Genomic DNA, 19,170 nt, shown 5'->3' with positions numbered 1-19,170 from the left:
AGACTAGGCGCCCGTGCATGGGCACGGACTTCTAGCGTCTCAAACCACCCTGGCAAACCTCTGGACAGACACGCAAGAAGTGCTGGTCACAGTGAATTGAGAACGCTCGCAAGGCCGTCCTCCACCACCGGTTCGGTGACGTGCGTCGCGACCGCTTTGACCTCATCCGGTGCCTGGCCCATCGCCACAGCGCGCCCTTCTGCGGCCGCCCACAGGAGCATGTCGATGTCGTTGCGCCCGTCGCCGACCGCGACGACACGGGACCGCGGGATGCCGGTCGCCTTGCGAACGCGCTCCAGTGCGGTCGCCTTGTTCACGCCGTCGGGCGCGATGTCGAGCCACGCCGTCCAGCCGATCGCGTAGCTGACCTTGTGCAACCCCATCCGCTCGACGATCGACAGGAACTCCTCCTCGTCGTGCTGCGGCGAGATCACCACCACGCGGGTCGCCGGATGCGCGGTGAGCTCCTCGAACGGAACCTCGATGCCGTTCGCCAGCTCCCACTCGCTCATGCCGGCGGTGTAGCGGCGGAACCCGGTCGCATCTTCGACCATGAAGCTTCCGCTCGGCAGGAAGGGGCGGATCGTCTCCAGCACCTCGGTCGGGTCGAACGACTCGATGAACTCGCGCCGGTACCCGCCCTCGACCCGGTCGTCGCGCTGCATCGTCAAGGCACCGTTCGCGCACACCACGAACTTGCTGGTGAGCCCGAACCGGTCGTGGATGGGGCGGGCCGTCTCCCAGCTGCGACCGGTGGCGAGCATGACCTCGTGCCCGGCTTCGCGCGCGCTGGTGACGGCATCGAGAACGGCCGCACCGATGGTCTCGTCCTCGTGGATGAGCGTGCCGTCGACGTCGAGCGCGATCAGCAGGCGGTTCTCGTCGTTCACCGCGCGATCGGCTCCAGCACGGCGAGCCCGCCGAGGTAGGGCCGCAGCGGTTCGGGGACCAGCACCGACCCGTCCTCCCGCTGGTGCGTCTCGAGGATGGCGACGAGCCAGCGGGTGGTGGCCAGCGTTCCGTTGAGCGTCGCCACCGGAGCTGTCTTGCCGCTCTCGGTGCGGTAGCGGATGTCGAGCCGGCGGGCCTGGAACGTCGTGCAGTTGGAGGTGGAGGTGAGCTCGCGGTAGCGGTCCTGCGTCGGCACCCACGCCTCGATGTCGAACTTGCGGGCGGCGCTCGAGCCGAGGTCGCCGGCGGCGGTGTCGATCACGCGGTAGCTGAGCCCGAGGTCTTGCAGCATGTCCTCCTGCAACTGCACGAGCCGAGCGTGCTCCGCCTCGGCGTCTTCGGGCAGGATATGCACGAACATCTCCAGCTTGTTGAACTGGTGCACCCGGATGATGCCACGGGTGTCCTTGCCGCCCGAGCCGGCCTCCTTGCGGTAGCAGGTCGACCATCCGGCATACCGGAGGGGCTCGGTGACGTCGAGGATCTCGTCGGCGTGATACCCGGCGAGCGCGACCTCGCTCGTGCCGGTGAGATACAGATCCTCACCCTCGATGCGGTACACCTCGTCGGCGTGCGCGCCCAGGAACCCGGTGCCCTGCATGATCTCGGGCTTCACGAGCGTCGGGGTGATCATCGGCGTGAAGCCGGCGGCGAGCGCGCGGTCGAGCGCCAGATTCATCAGCGCGATCTCCAGACGCGCGCCGACCCCGCGCAGGAAGTAGAAGCGGGCTCCGGAGACCTTCGCACCGCGTGCCATGTCGATCGCTCCGAGCAGTTCGCCGAGCTCGAGGTGATCTCTCGGCTCGAAGTCGAACGTCGGCTTCTCGCCGACGGTGCGGAGGGTCACGAAGTCGTCTTCGCCGCCGGCCGGCACGCCCTCGATGATCACGTTTCCGATTCCGCGGACCAGCTCGTCGAAGCGCGCATCCGCGTCGTTCGCGATCTGCTGCGCCTCCTTCACCCGTCCGGCGAGACTCTGCGCCTGAGCGACCAGCTCCTTCTTCTGCTCCTTGGGAGCGGCGGCGACCTGCTTGCCGAAGAGGTTCTGCTCGGCGCGCAGCTCCTCGAAGCGAGTGATGGTGGCACGGCGCTCGCGGTCGGCCTCCAGGGCTTCGTCGACGAGCGCGACGGAGTCGCCCCGTGCCTCCTGCGAACGCTTGATGAGGTCAGGGTTTTCGCGGAGAAGAACTGGATCGATCACTCGCACAGCTTATCGAGCAGGACACCTCGCCATTCGGGTTGTCCACAGGGAAACGAGTAGCGTGAGCGAGGTGACCGATCCCGACCGCGCCGCCCCAGCGCTGGTGGCCGTCGTCTTCAACCCGATCAAGGTCGACGAGACGCGCATCCGCACCGCTGTCGGTGCTGCCGCGACCCGGGCCGGCGTCGGCGGAGTGCTGTGGCTGCCGACGACCGTCGAGAACGGCGGTCAGTCGCAGACGCGGGAGGCACTTGCGGCCGGAGCGACCCTCGTGCTCGCGGCCGGCGGCGACGGAACCGTGCGTGCGGTGGCCGAGTCGCTGCGGGGCGAGGATGCCGAACTCGCCATCCTCCCCTCCGGCACCGGCAACCTGCTGGCCCGCAACATCGGCATCACCCACACCAGCCTCGACGTCGCCTGCGCGATCGCGTTCCAGGGCCGCACGCGAGCCATCGACCTCGGTGTCGCCGTCGCGACCGACGCGAGCGGCGCATCCGTCGAGCACGCCTTTCTGGTGATGGCCGGGCTCGGCATCGACGCAGCCCTGATCGCGAACACCCGCCCCCGCCTCAAGCGGCGGCTGGGCTGGCTCGCCTACGTCGACGCCGGATTCCGCGCACTGCCGAAATCCAAGAAGGTGCGCATCGGCTACAGTCTCGACGACGAGCCCGCCCGGTCGGCGCACGTCAGCACCATCCTCGTCGCCAACTGCGGCAGCCTGCCGGGCAACATCGAGCTCATCCCGGATGCCCTGGTCGACGACGGGATGCTCGACATCGCCGTTCTGCAGCCCAAGTCGCTGTTCGGCTGGCTCATGATCTGGCGAAAGGTCACCTGGGAGAACCGGGTGCTCCGCAAGTCAGCGCTCGGTCAGCGGATCATCCGCATCACGAATCGCGCAGTGCGCACGGAGCTCAGCTATCTGCGCGGACGCTCGGTGCGCCTGACCGTCGAGGCCCCGGAACCGTTCGAGCTCGACGGCGACGGATTCGGGCACGTCTCGACCGTCGAACTCACGGTCGAGCACGGCGGCCTGCGGGTGCGGGTGCCTTCCGCTGCCAGGTGAGCGCCCGCACGAACACGGCTCCGACAGCACTCGCCAGGGCGAACGTGATCGCCGGCGTGCGCACGAGGTCGGCCAGGCCGGCGACGAAGCTCCCCGGCGCCAGGAAGTAGTAGTACCGCGAGCCCGAGGGGAAGAAGGCGGGCACCAGTGCGCTCAGAAGGGCGACGCCCGCACAGGCCAGGGCGATCGTCACCAGGATCCGGAAGGTCTTCCGCACGTCAGTCCCGCTCTGGGCTCGGCGTCTTCGGGCGCGAGCGGAGAGCTGTCAGGAGCACCAGCGCGACGATGGTCGCCAGGCCCACGGTCACGAGCGGGCCTGCGAGCATCCAGCCGATCTGGCTGAAGACGAGGGTGGTGAGGTCGAGCTCCGTCGAGCTGGCGGTGTACGAGGTGTAGACGGAGACCGCGTAGAGCACGATTCCGAGCACGATGAATCCGCCGCCCAGAATCCAGAGGGCCAGAAAGAACGGGTTGCGCCTCGGGGAGACGTCGACACGGTCCAGGATGCTGCCCACTGCGATCGAGACCGGCTCGGCGGCCGCGACCGCGGGTTCGCCCTCGGAGTTGAACGTCTCGAACTGGACCGCCAGCGGATCCTCGGTCTCCGGCTCGCCGAGCAGGTCGCGGTCCATCCCGCGGTCGGCGGTGGGGAGAGGAGCGGCGGCCGGCTCGTCATCGACGACCGGCCGGCGGTAGGGCGACGTGCCGGTGGCCGGTGCGTTCCGAACGCGAGTGCCGAGCCGCTCTCCCGGCTGCGGCCGGTAGCCGCGCTGGAAGGCGGGGTCGTAGTTCGGATCGATGTCCGGGTTCGAACCGCTCGCCGGGGGCTGCTCGCGAGGGGTGTCTGCGCCGCGAGGATCCCCCGGTTCCCGACTCGTCTCATCCAGGATCATGGCGTCTCCTCGCTCCTGGATCGCAGCCTACTCCAGCGATTCGACGTCGGCGGATGCGTCGCTCTCGGCCTCGCTCACGGTGTCGTCCGCGGTCGTCAGCGAGGCGAGCCACTCGCGCGCTTCGGTGAAGACCTCGTCGCGATACCGGTGGTCGAAGTCGACCTGGGCGCCGTCGGCCCGCGGGTAGGAGCCGAGGAAGATGACGGCCGGGCTGAACCGGCGCAGGCCGAGCAGCGCATCCGCGACCCGCTCATCGTGGATGTGGCCGTCGGCGTCGATCACGAACCGGTAGCGGCCGAGGGAGTCGCCGATCGGGCGGGACTCGATGAGGCTCAAGTTCACGCCGCGCGTCGAGAACTGCTCCAGCAGATCGAGGAGGCTTCCCGGTCGGTCGTCGGGCAGCTCGGCGACGAGGCTGGTCTTGTCCGCACCGGTCGGGGCGGGAACGCTGCGCTCCCGGCTGACGAGCACGAACCGGGTGACGGCGTTCGGGTTGTCGCCGATGTTCTCGACGAGCACGACCACGTCGTGGTGGTCGACGATGCCGGGCGGGGCGACGGCTGCATCCGCCGTGCTGCCGTCGAAGAGCGAGGCCGCAGCGGCGACATTGCTCGAGGCCGGCAGATGACCGTGGTCAGGCAGGTTCGCGTCGAGCCACAGGTGGCACTGGGCGTAGGCGACCGGATGCGCGTTGATCAGCTTGACGTCGGCCAGCGTCGTCCCCGGCCGCGCCACCAGCACGAAGTTGACCGGAACGAGGTACTCGCCGACGATGCGCAGGCCGGGAACGGTGGCCAGCGCATCCTGCGCGACGGAGACACCGCCCTCGATCGAGTTCTCGATCGCGATCATCGCAGCGACGCTGCGGCCGGCGACGACGTCGGCGAGTGCTTCGCCCACGTTGTTGACCGAACGCCAGCGCTTGCCCGCCGCCTCGGGGACCTGCCTGAGAGCGGCCTCGGTGAACGTTCCGGACGGGCCCAGGAAGCTGTAGACCTCGTCGACGGCGGAGGGCAGGTCGGCGATGGGCTCAGCAGCTTCGGACATGCGGATCAGCTTAGCCAAGGCTCCTGCCCCCTTCGCGGACGGGAAAAGTTCGCCACATCGTCATCGGACCTGGTGGCGCGACTGGAGCCGAGTGGAAGTATGGAGACATGAACGAACGAGCTGGCACCCCCGCCCAGGAGTCCGACCTGATCGATGTCGATGCGCTGCGCAGGGCGTACTACGACCTCAAACCCGATGTGAGCATCCCTGAGCAGAGGGTGGTGTTCGGCACCTCCGGTCACCGCGGCAGCTCGCTCAACACCGCGTTCAACGAGAACCACATCGCGGCCACCACGCAGGCGATCGTCGAGTACCGGGCGTCCCAGGGCATCGACGGCCCCCTGTTCATCGGGGCCGACACGCACCTCCTCAGCGAGTTCGCGATGACCACGGCGCTGACCGTGCTCGTCGGCAACGAGGTCCGAGTTCTCGTCGACGAGTTCGACGACTGGGTGCCGACTCCGGCCGTCTCGCACGCCATCATCGCCTACAACCGGGCCGGCCACCCCGACCGGGCCGACGGCATCGTGGTCACGCCCAGCCACAACCCGCCCACCGACGGCGGGTTCAAGTACAACCCGCCGCATGGCGGTCCGGCCGACACCGATGCCACGAGCTGGATAGCCAACCGGGCCAACGAGATCATCGCCGACGAGATGCGCGGCGTCCGGATGAGCGAGCCGAGCGCCGTCGAGACGTACGACTTCCGCGGCAGATACGTCGACGACCTCGAGAACATCATCGACGTGAAGGCGATCAAAGACAGCGGAATCCGCATCGGCGCCGACCCGCTCGGCGGTGCGAGCGTGAACTACTGGCAGGCCATCGGCGAGCGCTACGGCCTGAACCTGACCGTGGTGAATCCGACGGTCGATCCGACCTGGCGTTTCATGACGCTCGACTGGGACGGCAAGATCCGCATGGATCCGTCGAGCCCCTCGGCCATGGCATCGGTGCTCGCGCACAAAGACGACTACGACATCCTCACGGGCAACGACGCCGACGCCGACCGGCACGGCATCGTGACGCCCGACGGCGGCCTGATGAACCCGAACCACTACCTCGCGGTGGCGATCGACTACCTCTACCGCACCCGCACCGGATGGCGGCAGGATGCTGCGGTCGGCAAGACCCTCGTCTCCTCGTCGATCATCGACCGCGTCGCAGAATCCCTCGGCCGCCGGCTCTGGGAGGTGCCCGTGGGCTTCAAGTGGTTCGTGCCAGGCCTCATCGACGGGTCGGTCGGATTCGGTGGAGAAGAGAGCGCCGGTGCGAGCTTCCTGCGCCTCGACGGCTCGGTCTGGACCACCGACAAAGACGGCATCCTGCTCGCGCTCCTTGCCAGCGAGATCCTCGCGGTCACCGGCAAGACGCCCTCGCAGCTGTACGCCGAGCTGACCGAGAAGTTCGGCGACCCGGTCTACGAACGCGTCGACGCCCCGGCGAGTCCGGCCGAGAAGTCCGCGCTCGGCAAGCTCGACGGCGACGCCATCGAAGCCACCGAACTGGCGGGTGAGCCCATCACGGCCAAGCTGAGTCGTGCTCCCGGCAACGACGCAGCCCTCGGCGGCGTCAAGGTCGAGACGGCGACAGCCTGGTTCGCGGCGCGACCGAGCGGTACCGAGAACGTCTACAAGATCTACGCGGAGTCGTTCGTCGGAGCGGAGAACCTCCGCGAGGTGCAGGAGCAGGCCAAACGGATCGTGGGCGACGCGCTGAAGGGCGCGTAGCGCCGACGGCGGCTCGGCCCTCGACGAGGGGCGGGGAGCCTGTTACTTGGACAGGCTCCAGAAGTGACCGATGGCGCCGGGGTGGTCGACGGTGATGGTCTCGTCGAGGTCCCGGTAGTCGCTGTCGGTGTTGTGGCCGGCCATCTTGATGGAGATCTTGCCGCCGACGTTCTGCACCCCGGAGACGATCTGCACGTGATCGAGTGAGTTGTTGTCGTTCCAGTCGAACATCACGATGTCGCCGACCTTGATCTTGTCGCGCTGGTCGAGCGGGTACTCGGTGAGGCCGAGAGCGCCCGCGTTCGAGCGGAAGTAGTTGTCCATCGCCGGCACGTAGCCCCAGGACGGGCTCCACTTGGCGGCGGCGTTCTTGTTGTACCAGGCTGCGGTCTGGGTCCAGCCGCGGGCGATCAGCGTCTGGCTCACGAAGTTCGCGCAGTCGCCGCCCACGGGATTGAGGTCGCCCCACTCGGCGGAGTTGTAGTTCTTCCAATACGTCAGGGCGTAGTTCAGCTGCTTGTCGACCGGCGTCACGACTTGATACGAGTACGCGTTCTCGCTGGCGAACGACTTGCCGCTGGCGGTCGTGACCGAGACGGCGACGGTGGCGGGCTGGAAGTTCACGGCGGCAGGCACCGCGACGACCACCTTCGAGCCGGATGCCTCCTGCACGGTGGCGGGCTGGCCGCCGATCTCGACGGTCTTGACGCCGGCGAGATTCGTGCCGCCGATGGTGACCGTTCCGCCGGAGATACTGCCTGTCGCGGGGGTCACGGAGGTGATCGTGGTCGCCTCGACCTTCGCGGGCTCGTTCGCACCTGCGACGGCCTTGGCGACGGGCGAGGGCTGGCCCGCGCATCCGGTGAGCAGCAGAGCGGTCGCTGCAACACCCGCAGCGAAGGCGAGCAGCCTGGCAGGGCGAGAGGATCGGACAGTGTGAAGCATGGGACCTTCGTGGTTCGCGCGCGGGATCGGACTCGATTCGGCTCCCAAGTTACGCCAGCGGAATATACGACACCTGAACACCTCGTGCGAGAGTCGGGAAACTCGCCGGTCCATCCACATAAACGCCCGAAAAATATGGGCACTCTCAGGAATGTTCGCCCTGAGCGAACGGTTCTGCGAGAGCCCTTCTGGTCATTGGTGGAAACCCCACAGAAGGTGTAACTTTGCAGTCTCCGCAAATTTCCTTTGTGCCCACACCGGTGTGATGCCCGTGGCTCGGGCGTCCCATCTTTCGACTCTCGACTCGGAGACTCATGTCAAGCCAAGCATCCCCGGCTCCGGCCGCCCCGACGAACGCGATCATGTCGCATAGGCAGATCCTGTTCGTCATTTTCGGCCTCATGGCCGGAATGTTCCTGTCCGCTCTCGACCAGACCGTGGTCGGCACCGCCATCCGCACCATCGGCGACGACCTGCACGGCCTCAGCCAGCAGGCCTGGGTGACCACCGCCTACCTGATCGTCTCCACGATCTCGACGCCCATCTACGGCAAGCTGTCCGACATCTTCGGCCGGCGCCCGCTCTTCATCATCGCCATCGTCATCTTCGTCGTCGGATCGATCCTGGCGGTCTTCTCGACCTCGATGATCGAGCTCGCGGTGTTCCGCGCCATCCAGGGCCTCGGCGCCGGTGGCCTCATGTCGATGCCGCTCGCGATCATGGGTGACATGCTCGCCCCGCGCGAGCGCGCCAAATACCAGGGGTACTTCCTGGCGGTCTTCGGCATCTCGAGCCTCGTCGGACCGCTGGTCGGCGGTCTCTTCGCCGGCGCGAACGAGATCCTGTTCATCGCCGGATGGCGCTGGGTGTTCCTCATCAACGTGCCGATCGGCATCATCGCCCTCCTCATCGTGCTGCGCTTCCTGCATCTGCCGAAGCACTCGCCAGGATCGGTGCGCATCGACTGGTGGGGCGCCACGGCCGTGGTCGTCGCACTCGTCCCGCTTCTCCTCATCGCCGAACAGGGCCGCGACTGGGGCTGGGACAGCCCGGGCGCCATCGCCTGCTACGTGATCGGTGCCATCGGCATCCTCGCCTTCATCCTCATCGAGAGGGCGATGAAGGACGACGCTCTGATCCCGCTCAAGCTGTTCCGTTCGTCGACGTTCTCGATGGCCACCATCATCGGTGTGTTCGTCGGCTTCGGGATGTTCGGCGCCATGCTGACCCTGCCGCTGTACCTCCAGCTCGTGCTCGGGTCCAGCCCGACCGAGAGCGGTCTCCAGCTGCTGCCGATGATCCTCGGTCTGATGATCTCCTCGATCGCCAGCGGCCAGATCATCGCGCGAACGGGCCGCTACCGGCAGTTCCCGATCATCGGAACCGCGTTCCTGGCGGGCGGGTTCTTCTACCTCACCTTCCTGCACTACAACACGTCGTACTGGTTCATCGCCGGCGCGATGCTGCTCATCGGACTCGGCCTCGGCCAGCTGATGCAGACGCTGACCATCGCCAGCCAGAACTCGGTCGGCCTGAAAGACATGGGTGTCGCGACCAGCGCATCCACGTTCTTCCGGCAGATCGGTGGAACGCTCGGCACCGCGGTGCTGCTCTCCCTGCTGTTCACGGTGTTCCCGACCAACCTCGCCAACTCGTTCACCAACACGGCGACGTTGACGAGCTCCCTGGATGCGGCACTCGACCCCGCTGTGGCGAACGCACCCGAGAACAAGCAGATCATGGCGCTCGCGTACAACAAGATCGTCACGCCGATCGAGCAGTCGCTCCCGCCGGGAACCGACCTGTCGAACGATCAGGTGCGCGCGAACGTCGTCGAGCAGACCGTCGCGCAGATCGAGGCCAACCCGACCAACGGCGCCGGTGCGGCGTCGACCGCGGGGTCCGCATCCCTCGACGACACGTCGTTCCTGAACGGCGCCGACCCGCGACTGACCAAGCCGTTCCTCGAGGGCTTCAACGCCTCGGCCGTCACCGTCTACTGGGTCGCCCTGTTCGTCGTGCTGATCGCGTTCGTCCTGACTCTGTTCTTCAAGACGCCGCCGCTGCGGGCCAAGTCGGCTCTGCAGGAGGCTGCTGACGACGAGGCCGAAGCGGAGGCGAAGAACGAGCGCGAGCGGATCACCGTCAGCGGAGTGCTCGCCTCGGCCGCGGAGGAGGACGACGGGGAGCTCAACACGGGCGTCCTCGCCCACCGCGCGGCAGACGATTTCGGCGCGCTGATCGAGCCGGGAGCGGACACGTCCTCGCTCCGCGCGCAGCGTCCGAATCCGTCCGCGGCGACCGAATAGGCGCCAGACCCAGGTCACGATTCGATCACAGTCCGACGGCCGTCGGCTCCTCCCCCGGAGCCGGCGGCCGTCGCTGTTTCCGAGCGCCGAGGGGCGCTGAGGCACGCTGACTCGCGGCAATTCGACCCTTCCGCGCCCCCGGAAGGTCGATCTGGCGCGAGTCGATCGGGGTCGGTGAGGGCAGAGGAAGGGCGGGCGTGCATCCGGGAGATGTTGACAGCGCCCGCGATGCATGCATATGGTTTGAGCGAACTCGTGAGAGCGCTCTCACGGCACATCGTGAGAGCGCTCTCACCGAGTAGGCACACCAGACCACGCACATCAAACCACGCACAAGGGAGTGACCGTGAAAACCTCACGACGCACCAAGGTCGCTGCGGCCATCGCCGGCGCAGCATCCTTCGCTCTCCTCGCAGCCGGATGCTCATCCAGCGGCGGGGACAGCGGCAGCAGCTCGAACCCGATCACGTTGACCGTCACCACGTTCGGAACCATGGGATTCGACAAGCTCTACTCGCAGTACGAGAAGGACCACCCGGAAATCAAGATCAAGGCCACGAACATCGACACCGGTGACAACGCCTTGACCGACTGGCAGACCAAGCAGGCAGCCGGAAGCGGACTGCCCGACGTGCAGGCCGTCGAAGAAGGCTGGCTCAGCAAGGTCATGCAGGTCTCCGACCAGTTCAACGACCTGAAGGACTACGGGGCGTCGAAGATCGACAGCCGCTGGGTCGACTGGAAGCTGAAGCAGGCCACCGACAAGGACGGCCGTGTCATCGGCTACGGCACCGACATCGGCCCGGAGGGTCTCTGCTACAACGGCAAGCTGTTCGCCGCTGCGGGCCTGCCGAGCGACCGCGAAGGCGTCGCCAAGCTCTTCGGCGGAGCCGACGCCACCTGGGAGGACTACTTCAAGGTCGGCGAGCAGTACAAGGCCGCCACCGGCAAGCCGTTCTACGACCAGTCCGGCTTCCTCTGGAACGCCATGGTGAACCAGCAGCCCGAGGGCTACTACACCAAGGACGGCAAGCTCAACATCGAGGACAACGCCGACCTGAAGGCTCTCTGGGGCCAGCTCGCCGACGGTGCGGCCGCCGGCCTCTCCTCCAACCAGACCCAGTGGGACTGGGGCAAGGGCAAGGCGTTCACCGACGGCTCGTTCGCCACGTTCGTCTGCCCGGGCTGGATGCTCGGCGTCGTTCAGGGCCAGGTCAAGGCCGGCGGCGGAGACGCATCGACCGGCTGGGACTTCGCCAACGTGTTCCCGGGCGGCGCAGCCAACTGGGGCGGCTCCTTCCTGACCGTGCCGAAGCAGTCGAAGCACCCGAAGGAGGCAGCAGCCCTCGCCGAGTGGCTGACCACCGCCAAGACGCAGGTCGCCACCTTCCAGGCAGCCGGCACCTTCCCGTCGGTCACCGAGGCGCAGAGCGACCCCGGAGTCACCGGTGAGAGCGACCTGACGAAGTTCTTCAACAACGCACCCCTCGGCCAGATCCTGTCCGAGCGCGCGAAGGGCGTCGTCGCCCAGTACAAGGGCCCGGACGACTCGGTCATCCAGTCCCAGGTGTTCGGCCCGTCTGTGCAGGAGCTCGACTCCGGCAAGGCGAACGGCGACCAGGCCTGGAGCAACGCCATGACGCTCCTCAACCAGCTCGTCGTCAACAAGTAAGCAATCCGATCGGGTCTCCGGATGCGCGACCAGCGCATCCGGAGACCCGCATCCTGGGGAGATCATGACCACCGTCACCACGCCACCCGCTACCGGCGCAGAGGCTGCCAAGCCCGGCCGCAACGGCAACGGCCGCCGCTCGGAGCGTCGTCCGGACCGCCGCCTCGATCGCGACGCCCGCGCAGCCCTCACCTTTCGGCAGAAGCTCAACCGCTTCGACGTGAAGGCGTCGCCATACTTCTACGTGGCGCCCTTCTTCGTGCTCTTCGGGCTCGTCGGACTGTTCCCCCTCGTCTACACGTTCGTCGTCTCGCTGAACAAGTGGAACCTGCTGACCGGGCCGGGCGAGTGGGTCGGCCTCGGCAACTACATCGCCGAGCTCAGCGATCCGTTCTTCTGGAACTCGCTGTTCAACACGGTGAGCATCTTCCTGCTGTCGGCGATCCCGCAGCTCATCGCGGCCGTATTCATCGCCGCGATCCTCGACCAGAACATCCGGGGCAAGACCTTCTGGCGGATGAGCGTGCTCCTCCCCTACGTCGTCACCCCCGTCGCCGTCACCCTCATCTTCTCCAGCGCCTTCGACGAGAAGTACGGACTGATCAACAACCTCCTCCAGTACTTCCACCTCAACCCGGTGGACTGGAAGACCGAGACCTTCCCGTCGCACGTCGCCATCGCCACGATGGTCAACTGGCGCTGGACCGGCTACAACGCGCTCATCCTGCTCGCAGCGATGCAGGCCGTGCCCCGCGACATCCACGAATCGGCCGCCCTCGACGGCGCCGGCTCGTTCCGGCGGTTCTTCTCGATCACGCTGCCGAGCATCCGGCCCACCATGATCTTCGTCATCATCACGGCGACGATCGGCGGCCTTCAGATCTTCACCGAGCCGAAACTGTTCAACCCGTCGAGCGCTGTTCCCGGAGGCCCGCAACGCCAGTACCAGACGACAGTGCTCTACCTCTGGGACATGGCGTTCAACCGGCAGAACTTCGGTAAGGCCTCAGCAATCGCCTGGCTGCTGTTCCTCATCATCGTGCTGTTCGGCGTGCTGAACTTCCTGATCTCGCGTCGCATCGCATCGACGGAGAGCCGGGCGCTGAAGAAACGCACAGCACGCAGGATCGCTCAGCACCAGGCCGAGAGTGCTGCCGCATCGGCTGCCGCCCCCGGCACTGGCGCCGCGACCACCACCGAGACCGACCCCGAGGAGACGAGAGCATGACCGCCACCGCGCCCCGCGTGAGCGAGTCCGCCCGCACCCCCGAGCGGCGCGCGAAGCGCCGGGCACTCGGGATCGACCGCCGGCCCGGGTTCCTGACCTACGGCCTCCTCATCGCCGTGTTCGTCGGCGGCGCCTACCCGCTGTGGTGGTCGTTCGTCGCCGGCTCGAGCCCGAGCACCGTGCTCACCTCCACCTGGCCGCCGCTGCTGCCGGGCGGACAGTTCTGGACCAATGTCGGGCAGGTGCTCAACACCGTCCCGTTCTGGCTCGCTCTCGGAAACTCGATCATCGTCGCCTCGGTCATCACCCTCTCGGTCGTGACGTTCTCGACGCTCGCCGGGTACGCGTTCGCGAAGCTGAAGTTCCGTGGACGCGAGGGGCTTATGGTCTTCGTGATCGCGACCCTCGCCGTTCCCACCCAGCTCGGCATCATCCCGCTGTTCATGGTGATGAAGCAGTTCGGCTGGACCGGCACGCTCGGCGCTGTGATCATCCCGACTCTCGTCACGGCCTTCGGCGTCTTCTTCATGAGGCAGTACCTCATCGACGTGATTCCGGATGAGCTGATCGAGGCCGCCCGTGTGGACGGCGCGAACATGCTCAGCACGTTCTGGCACGTCGGCGTTCCGGCAGCGCGCCCGGCCATGGCGATCCTCGGCCTGTTCACGTTCATGACCGCCTGGACCGACTATCTGTGGCCACTGCTCGTCGTTCCGCAGAACCCCACGCTTCAGGTCGCCCTCAGCCAGCTGCAGTCTGCGAAGTACGTCGACTACTCGATCGTGCTCGCCGGCGCCGTGCTCGCGACCATCCCCCTGCTCATCCTCTTCGTGCTCGCCGGCCGCCAGCTGGTCTCCGGCATCATGGCCGGCGCGGTGAAAGGCTAAGAATGAATTCCTCCCCGACCGCGACCCCGGCCGGCTGGCCCCACGGCTTCCTGTGGGGATCCGCGACCGCAGCCGCACAGATCGAGGGCGCTGCCCACGAGGACGGCAAAGAGGATTCCATCTGGGACCACTTCGCCCGCGTGCCCGACGCCATCGCCGGCGGCGACACCCCCGAGGTGGCGGTCGACCACTATCACCGGATGCCCGCCGACGTCGCCCTGATGAAGGAGCTCGGCCTGCAGTCCTACCGCTTCTCGACCTCCTGGGCGCGGGTGGTCCCGGGTGACCGTCACGCGAATCCCGCCGGCCTGGAATTCTACAGCCGGCTCGTCGACGAGCTGCTCGAGGCGGGCATCCTGCCCTGGCTCACGCTCTACCACTGGGATCTGCCGCAGGCGCTCGAGGATGCGGGCGGCTGGGCCAATCGCGACACCGCGTACCGCTTCCGCGACTACGCCGAGGTCGTCTTCGACGCTCTCGGCGACCGCGTGACGCACTGGACCACGTTCAACGAGCCGCTCTGCTCCTCGCTGATCGCCTACGCCGCGGGCGAGCACGCCCCCGGACGCCGCGAGTCGAGGGCCGCGCTGGCCGCGGTGCACCACCAGCACCTCGCCCACGGGCTCGCCGTGCAGTCGCTCCGCTCCCGGGGCGAGGCCGCATCCGCTCCCCTCCGATTCGGCATCACTCTGAATCTGACCAACGCCGTGCCGGCCGACCCCACCGACGCCGCCGACCGGGAGGCGGCGCGCCGTATCGACGGCCTCTGGAACCGGATGTTCCTCGAACCGCTCCTGCTCGGCGCCTACCCCGCCGACGTGCTCGACGATGTGAGCGACTACGACTTCGAGTCCCTGGTGCACGACGGCGACCTGGCCACGATCGCCCAGCCGATCGACTTCGTCGGCGTCAACCATTACCACGACGACAACGTCAGCGCGCATCCGTTGCCCGCGAACACTCCTGCGGGGCTCACCCCCACCGACCGACCCAAGGCGTCGCCGTTCGTCGGGAGCGAGTACGTCACGTTCCCCACGCGTCACCTGCCCACGACGGCGATGGGCTGGGACGTCAATCCCGACGGCCTGCGCAGCCTGCTCGTGCGCCTGAGCGAGGACTACCCGACGCTCCCGCCGCTCTACATCACCGAGAACGGCGCCGCCTACGACGATGTCGTCGATGCGGATGGACGGGTGCGGGATGCCGAGCGCGAGCAGTACATCCTCGACCATGTGGATGCGGTGCACGCGGCCATCGCGCAGGGCGCCGACGTTCGCGGCTACTTCGTCTGGTCGTTCCTCGACAACTTCGAGTGGGCGTGGGGCTACGAGAAGCGGTTCGGGATCGTACGGGTTGACTACGCGACGCAGGAGCGGACTGTGAAGGAGAGCGGCTGGGCGTTCGCACGGCTGGTCGCCGCCGCCGTCGAGGCCGACACGAACGCATCCCTCGAGCCGGCCGAAGTGGCGTCCGCCGGGCACCTCTAGCATGGGACGACGGCGAGAAAGGTGACTCGATGACGACGGACCAGGCTGCGCACACACCCGTGCCCACCCTCGAGGCGGTCGCGGCGCTGGCCGGCGTATCCCGCGCGACGGTCTCGCGCGTCGTCAACGGCTCCACCAAGGTCAACCCCGAGGTGATCGAGAACGTCACCAAAGCGATCGCCGATCTCAACTACGTGCCGAACCGCGCCGCCCGGTCGCTCGCCTCCCGGCGGACGCTCGTCGTCGCCCTGGTCGTGCCCGAGTCGACGGCGAAGGTGTTCGCCGACCCGTTCTTCGCATCCATCGTGCAGGGTGTCGCCCTCCACCTCGCCGACACCGACTACACACTCAACATCGTGATCTCGTCGGAGACCAACCCCGACAAGACCCGCCGCTACCTGATGGGCGGCAACGTCGACGGTGCGCTCGTGGTCTCCCACCACTCGGGCGACCACTCGTACGCGCAGCTCGGCAGCTCCCTCCCCATGGTGTTCGGCGGGCGACCGCTCAGCGACACCGAGCACAACTCGTACTTCGTCGATGTCGACAACATCTCCGGCGCCGCGGGAGCGACAGAGCACCTCATCAAGCGTGGCCGGCGCAACATCGCCCTCATCACGGGCCCGCAGGACATGCCCGCCGGCGTGGACCGCCTCACCGGATGGCGCAAGGCGATGGAGGCACACGGTCTCGACTGCACGCTCATCGAGTACGGCGACTTCTCCCCGATCTCCGGGATGGAGGCCATGCGCCGCCTCCTCGCGACCGGCCGTCCCATCGACGGGCTCTTCGCGACGAACGACCAGATGGCGGCTGGCGCATACTCGGCGATCCTCGAGACCGGGCGCAGCATCCCCGGCGACATCGCAGTGGTCGGCTACGACGACGACTACTTCGGGCTCACCGCGACCCCGCCGCTCACGACCGTGCACCAGCCGTCGGTCGGGCTCGGCGAGCGGATGGCGCAGGTGCTGGTGAGGCGGATCGAGGGCGAACCCGTCGACCGCGTGACCCTGCTCCCGACCGAGCTCGTCGTACGCCAGAGCACCTGACGACCGTTCAGGCGAGCGAGCGGAACATCCGGTTCGCCAGGACGGCGAGTGCGAACCCGACGGCGGCGATGGCGGCGACACCGCCGACGTAGGCGATGAAGAAGTGGGTGGAGCCGTTGTTCGCCGAGAAGTAGGTGACGACGAGCGAGACCACGGCTCCCACACCGCAGACCGCCGCGATCCAGACCAGCGGCCAGAGCTTCGTGCGAGGCGGGTTCGGAGTGGTGCGTGCGTGCATCCACGCCAGCACGGCGCCCGCGAGAGACCCCCAGAACGCCACGACGAGCAGCCCCGCGATCACGTCGCTCGGCCGGTGCCACTGCTCGACGAGAGTGGATGCGCCCGCCACGATCGCGAACACGGAGCCGATCACGGCCGCGAGCGGACGCAGCCGCGGGCTGGCCAGGAGGAACACGACGAGGACCGCCGACGCCGCGACCGTCGTGTGACCGGACGGGAGGGAGTTGCTGAGGCCGACATCCACGCCCTGCTCGGGACGGCTGAGGATCGTGTACTTGAGCAGCTGGGTGCTGGCATTGGCGAGCGCAGCGGCGGTGACGGCGACCACGAACACGCGCCAGTTGCGCCGGACGAGCACGATCACGACGGCGACGATGCACGCGAGCACGACCGAGACCACCGGTAGCGCGTTCAGGAACGCGTGAGCGAACGCGAGGGAGTCACCCTTCCACACGTCGGCCCCGGCGAAGGCGGTCTCGTCGACGACCTGCCCCATGTAGCTGCGCACGAACACCAGATAGACGACCACGAAAGCGACCGCGGACCCGAGCGCGCTCCACAGGAACGGAGAGGCCCGGAGGGCGGATGCGGAATCGGATCGCATAAGCACCAACCCTTCCATACGGCACCTGTGAAAGGCCGCATGCGAGCCGCGCGGCACCTGTGTCTCCGCCTGCCCTGCTCCCCCTTGCTGCCACTCCTCACGAATTGGCCGCCGAGTCCACGAACTCTCTGCGGACTCGAGCGTTTTTCGCCGATTTCGTGCGGACTCGACGGATGGGGGGGGCGGGAGCGAGGGGGCGGGGCGGGTCAGGGGAGGAAGTCGATGGGGGCGGCGGCGAAGCGGGTGCGCATGACCTCGATCGCTTCGGGGTTGCGATCGACGAGGAGGAACCGGCGCCCCAGCGCCGACGCGACCGCGCCCGTCGTCCCGCTGCCCGCGAAGAAGTCGAGCACCCAGTCGCCCTCACGGCTCGAGGCCTGAACGATTCGGCGCAGGATGCCCTCCGGCTTCTGCGTCGGATACCCGGTCTTCTCCCGGCCGGTCGGCGACACGATCGTGTGCCACCACACATCCGTCGGCAGCTTGCCGAGTTCCGCCTTCTCGGCCGTGACGAGTCCGGGCGCCATGTACGGTTCCCGGTCGACGGCCGTCGAATCGAAGAAGTAGCGGTCGGGGTTCTTCACGTAGACCAGGATCGTGTCGTGCTTCGTCGGCCAGCGATTCTTGGACTTCGCGCCGTAGTCGTACGCCCAGATCAGCTCGTTGAGAAAACACTCACGGCCGAACAGCGCATCCAGCAGCACCTTGGCGTAATGCGCCTCGCGGTAGTCGAGGTGCAGGTACAGGGTGCCGTCGTCCGCGAGCACCCGCCACGCTTCGATGAGGCGCGGCTCGAGGAACTCCCAGTAGTCGTCGAACCGATCGTCGTAGCTGAGCAGGTCACCCTTGATCCGTTCGTAGCTGCGGCCCTTGAATCCGGTGACCGAGCCGGCGCCGCCCTCCGACCGCACCGACGTGGTGCTGCGGCGGGCCTGCGAACGGCCGGTGTTGAACGGCGGGTCGAGGTAGATCAGGGTGAAGGATGCGTCGGGCAGCGTCGCGACGACGTCCAGGTTGTCGGCGTGCACGACCGCACTCGGGGAGTCCGGGTGCCAGAAGGCGGCGGGGACAGCATCCGCTGCGGTGGCGTCGTCGGGCATGCTCCCATTCTCGCAGTGCGCGGATGCCCGGGGTTGCGCATCCAGATTCCCGGATTAGCCTGTCGGCATGACCCTGACCGTCGAGAAAGAGCCCAATGCCTACGTGCTGATCAAGGACGGCGAACGCATCGGCCTCACCGCGTACGACCTCAGCGACGACACGATCACCTTCACGCACACGGAGGTCGACCCCGAGAAGCGCGAGAAGGGGTTCGCGGAGACTCTCGTGCGGGCAGCGCTGGACGACATCCGAGCCAACTCGACTCTGCGGGTCGCGGCGACGTGCCCGTACGTGCGGCACTTTCTGAAGGAGCATCCCGACTACCAGGACCTGCTGACCCGGGGCAGCGCCGAGCGGGCCTCCTAGAGAACGTCGTCGCGGGCGGCTTCGTCGCGGCCGGGATGGTCGACGTCGCGGCCCTCAACGTGCTGCCCCCTGCCCTGTGCGCCGAGATCGAGCTGGATCTTGCCGTCCCAGATCCCCTTGTCGCCGTCGCCGGCGAGCGGAGCGGGGGCGGGCAACATGCTCTGCCGGTCGAGTTCGACCTGCGCTTCGTGACGGGTCGGGGCGAACACTTCGTCACCGATGCCGACGATGCTGCTCGACGAACCGCCGGTGCTCCTCGTCTTGTTGGAGAGGTCGATCCAGCCGAACTTCGCCGCGAGCACCGCAAGCACGATGACGACGGCGATCACGCCCACGATCCACCAGTTCACCGGTCCAGGGTAGCGGAGACAGTCGATCGCTCCCCGTGGTC

18 protein-coding genes are annotated in these 19,170 nt (G+C 67.5%); 9 read left to right on the top strand and 9 right to left on the bottom strand.

All coding sequences use genetic code 11. The features are described 5' to 3' along the window. Window positions 1-86: 86 nt before the first annotated feature. On the bottom strand, window positions 87-890 hold the full coding sequence (locus ACFVV0_RS03230) for an HAD family hydrolase (RefSeq protein ID WP_387058136.1): 804 nt from the start codon (window positions 888-890) through the stop codon (window positions 87-89). Further along, window positions 887-2,152, bottom strand: coding sequence for a serine--tRNA ligase (gene serS, locus ACFVV0_RS03225; RefSeq protein WP_387058133.1), 1,266 nt, complete (start codon window positions 2,150-2,152; stop codon window positions 887-889). Before serS ends, ACFVV0_RS03230 begins: the two co-directional genes overlap by 4 nt. 70 nt (window positions 2,153-2,222) lie before the next feature. Here serS and ACFVV0_RS03220 point away from each other — a divergent pair, with 70 nt between their 5' ends. Beyond that, on the top strand, window positions 2,223-3,218 hold the full coding sequence (locus tag ACFVV0_RS03220; protein WP_387058130.1) for a diacylglycerol/lipid kinase family protein: 996 nt from the start codon (window positions 2,223-2,225) through the stop codon (window positions 3,216-3,218). Here ACFVV0_RS03220 and ACFVV0_RS03215 read toward each other — a convergent pair. From ACFVV0_RS03215 to pheA, 3 genes are read right to left on the bottom strand one after another with little or no spacing between them, the layout of a single operon-like run. Then, window positions 3,166-3,435 (bottom strand): hypothetical protein, encoded by a 270-nt coding sequence (locus ACFVV0_RS03215; protein WP_387058127.1) that lies wholly within the window; start codon window positions 3,433-3,435, stop codon window positions 3,166-3,168. The genes ACFVV0_RS03220 and ACFVV0_RS03215 overlap by 53 nt on opposite strands. Window position 3,436: 1 nt before the next feature. Continuing rightward, window positions 3,437-4,111 carry a hypothetical protein gene (locus tag ACFVV0_RS03210; protein WP_387058124.1) on the bottom strand — a complete coding sequence of 225 codons (675 nt, stop codon included), beginning with the start codon at window positions 4,109-4,111 and terminating at the stop codon, window positions 3,437-3,439. A 27-nt stretch (window positions 4,112-4,138) separates the two neighbouring features. Further along, entirely contained in the window at window positions 4,139-5,158 is a 1,020-nt protein-coding gene (gene pheA / locus ACFVV0_RS03205; RefSeq protein WP_387058122.1) for a prephenate dehydratase, read from the bottom strand. A gap of 107 nt (window positions 5,159-5,265) precedes the next feature. Between pheA and pgm the strand changes: the two genes are divergently transcribed. Continuing rightward, the gene (gene pgm, locus ACFVV0_RS03200; protein ID WP_387058119.1) at window positions 5,266-6,888 is read left to right on the top strand and encodes a phosphoglucomutase (alpha-D-glucose-1,6-bisphosphate-dependent); all 1,623 of its coding nucleotides are present in this window, start codon (window positions 5,266-5,268) and stop codon (window positions 6,886-6,888) included. A 42-nt stretch (window positions 6,889-6,930) separates the two neighbouring features. On the opposite strand, the gene ACFVV0_RS03195 is transcribed toward pgm, so the two are convergent. After that, complete coding sequence (locus ACFVV0_RS03195; RefSeq protein ID WP_387058116.1) at window positions 6,931-7,833, bottom strand: amidase domain-containing protein; 903 nt, start codon at window positions 7,831-7,833, stop codon at window positions 6,931-6,933. A gap of 314 nt (window positions 7,834-8,147) precedes the next feature. On the opposite strand from ACFVV0_RS03195, the gene ACFVV0_RS03190 reads away from it, so the two are divergent. The 6 genes from ACFVV0_RS03190 to ACFVV0_RS03165 all read left to right on the top strand — a co-directional run bounded on the left by ACFVV0_RS03190 (window position 8,148) and on the right by ACFVV0_RS03165 (window position 16,468). Next, entirely contained in the window at window positions 8,148-10,142 is a 1,995-nt protein-coding gene (locus ACFVV0_RS03190) for an MDR family MFS transporter (protein WP_387058114.1), read from the top strand. 346 nt (window positions 10,143-10,488) lie between these two features. Continuing rightward, window positions 10,489-11,814 (top strand): ABC transporter substrate-binding protein, encoded by a 1,326-nt coding sequence (locus ACFVV0_RS03185; protein WP_387058111.1) that lies wholly within the window; start codon window positions 10,489-10,491, stop codon window positions 11,812-11,814. A gap of 64 nt (window positions 11,815-11,878) precedes the next feature. Then, window positions 11,879-13,042 carry a carbohydrate ABC transporter permease gene (locus ACFVV0_RS03180; RefSeq protein WP_387058108.1) on the top strand — a complete coding sequence of 388 codons (1,164 nt, stop codon included), beginning with the start codon at window positions 11,879-11,881 and terminating at the stop codon, window positions 13,040-13,042. Continuing rightward, entirely contained in the window at window positions 13,039-13,929 is an 891-nt protein-coding gene (locus ACFVV0_RS03175; protein WP_387058105.1) for a carbohydrate ABC transporter permease, read from the top strand. Before ACFVV0_RS03180 ends, ACFVV0_RS03175 begins: the two co-directional genes overlap by 4 nt. A 2-nt stretch (window positions 13,930-13,931) precedes the next feature. Further along, entirely contained in the window at window positions 13,932-15,416 is a 1,485-nt protein-coding gene (locus ACFVV0_RS03170; protein WP_387058102.1) for a GH1 family beta-glucosidase, read from the top strand. A 29-nt stretch (window positions 15,417-15,445) separates the two neighbouring features. Next, window positions 15,446-16,468 (top strand): LacI family DNA-binding transcriptional regulator, encoded by a 1,023-nt coding sequence (locus tag ACFVV0_RS03165; protein WP_387058099.1) that lies wholly within the window; start codon window positions 15,446-15,448, stop codon window positions 16,466-16,468. Window positions 16,469-16,475: 7 nt separating this feature from the next. Here ACFVV0_RS03165 and ACFVV0_RS03160 read toward each other — a convergent pair whose 3' ends face one another. Both ACFVV0_RS03160 and ACFVV0_RS03155 read right to left on the bottom strand, forming a co-directional pair. Then, window positions 16,476-17,312 carry a phosphatase PAP2 family protein gene (locus tag ACFVV0_RS03160; protein ID WP_387058096.1) on the bottom strand — a complete coding sequence of 279 codons (837 nt, stop codon included), beginning with the start codon at window positions 17,310-17,312 and terminating at the stop codon, window positions 16,476-16,478. 206 nt (window positions 17,313-17,518) lie between these two features. Beyond that, entirely contained in the window at window positions 17,519-18,412 is an 894-nt protein-coding gene (locus tag ACFVV0_RS03155) for a DNA-methyltransferase (RefSeq protein ID WP_387058093.1), read from the bottom strand. A gap of 67 nt (window positions 18,413-18,479) precedes the next feature. Between ACFVV0_RS03155 and ACFVV0_RS03150 the strand changes: the two genes are divergently transcribed. Continuing rightward, entirely contained in the window at window positions 18,480-18,779 is a 300-nt protein-coding gene (locus ACFVV0_RS03150) for a GNAT family N-acetyltransferase (RefSeq protein WP_387058090.1), read from the top strand. On the opposite strand, the gene ACFVV0_RS03145 is transcribed toward ACFVV0_RS03150, so the two are convergent. Then, the gene (locus ACFVV0_RS03145; RefSeq protein ID WP_387058088.1) at window positions 18,776-19,129 is read right to left on the bottom strand and encodes a hypothetical protein; all 354 of its coding nucleotides are present in this window, start codon (window positions 19,127-19,129) and stop codon (window positions 18,776-18,778) included. The two genes, ACFVV0_RS03150 and ACFVV0_RS03145, sit on opposite strands and share 4 nt — an antisense overlap. Window positions 19,130-19,170 lie beyond the last annotated feature (41 nt).

This window comes from Leifsonia sp. NPDC058230 (assembly GCF_042882245.1).
Taxonomy (GTDB): Bacteria; Actinomycetota; Actinomycetes; order Actinomycetales; family Microbacteriaceae; genus Leifsonia.
This window is presented reverse-complemented; position numbering and strand designations above follow the sequence as displayed.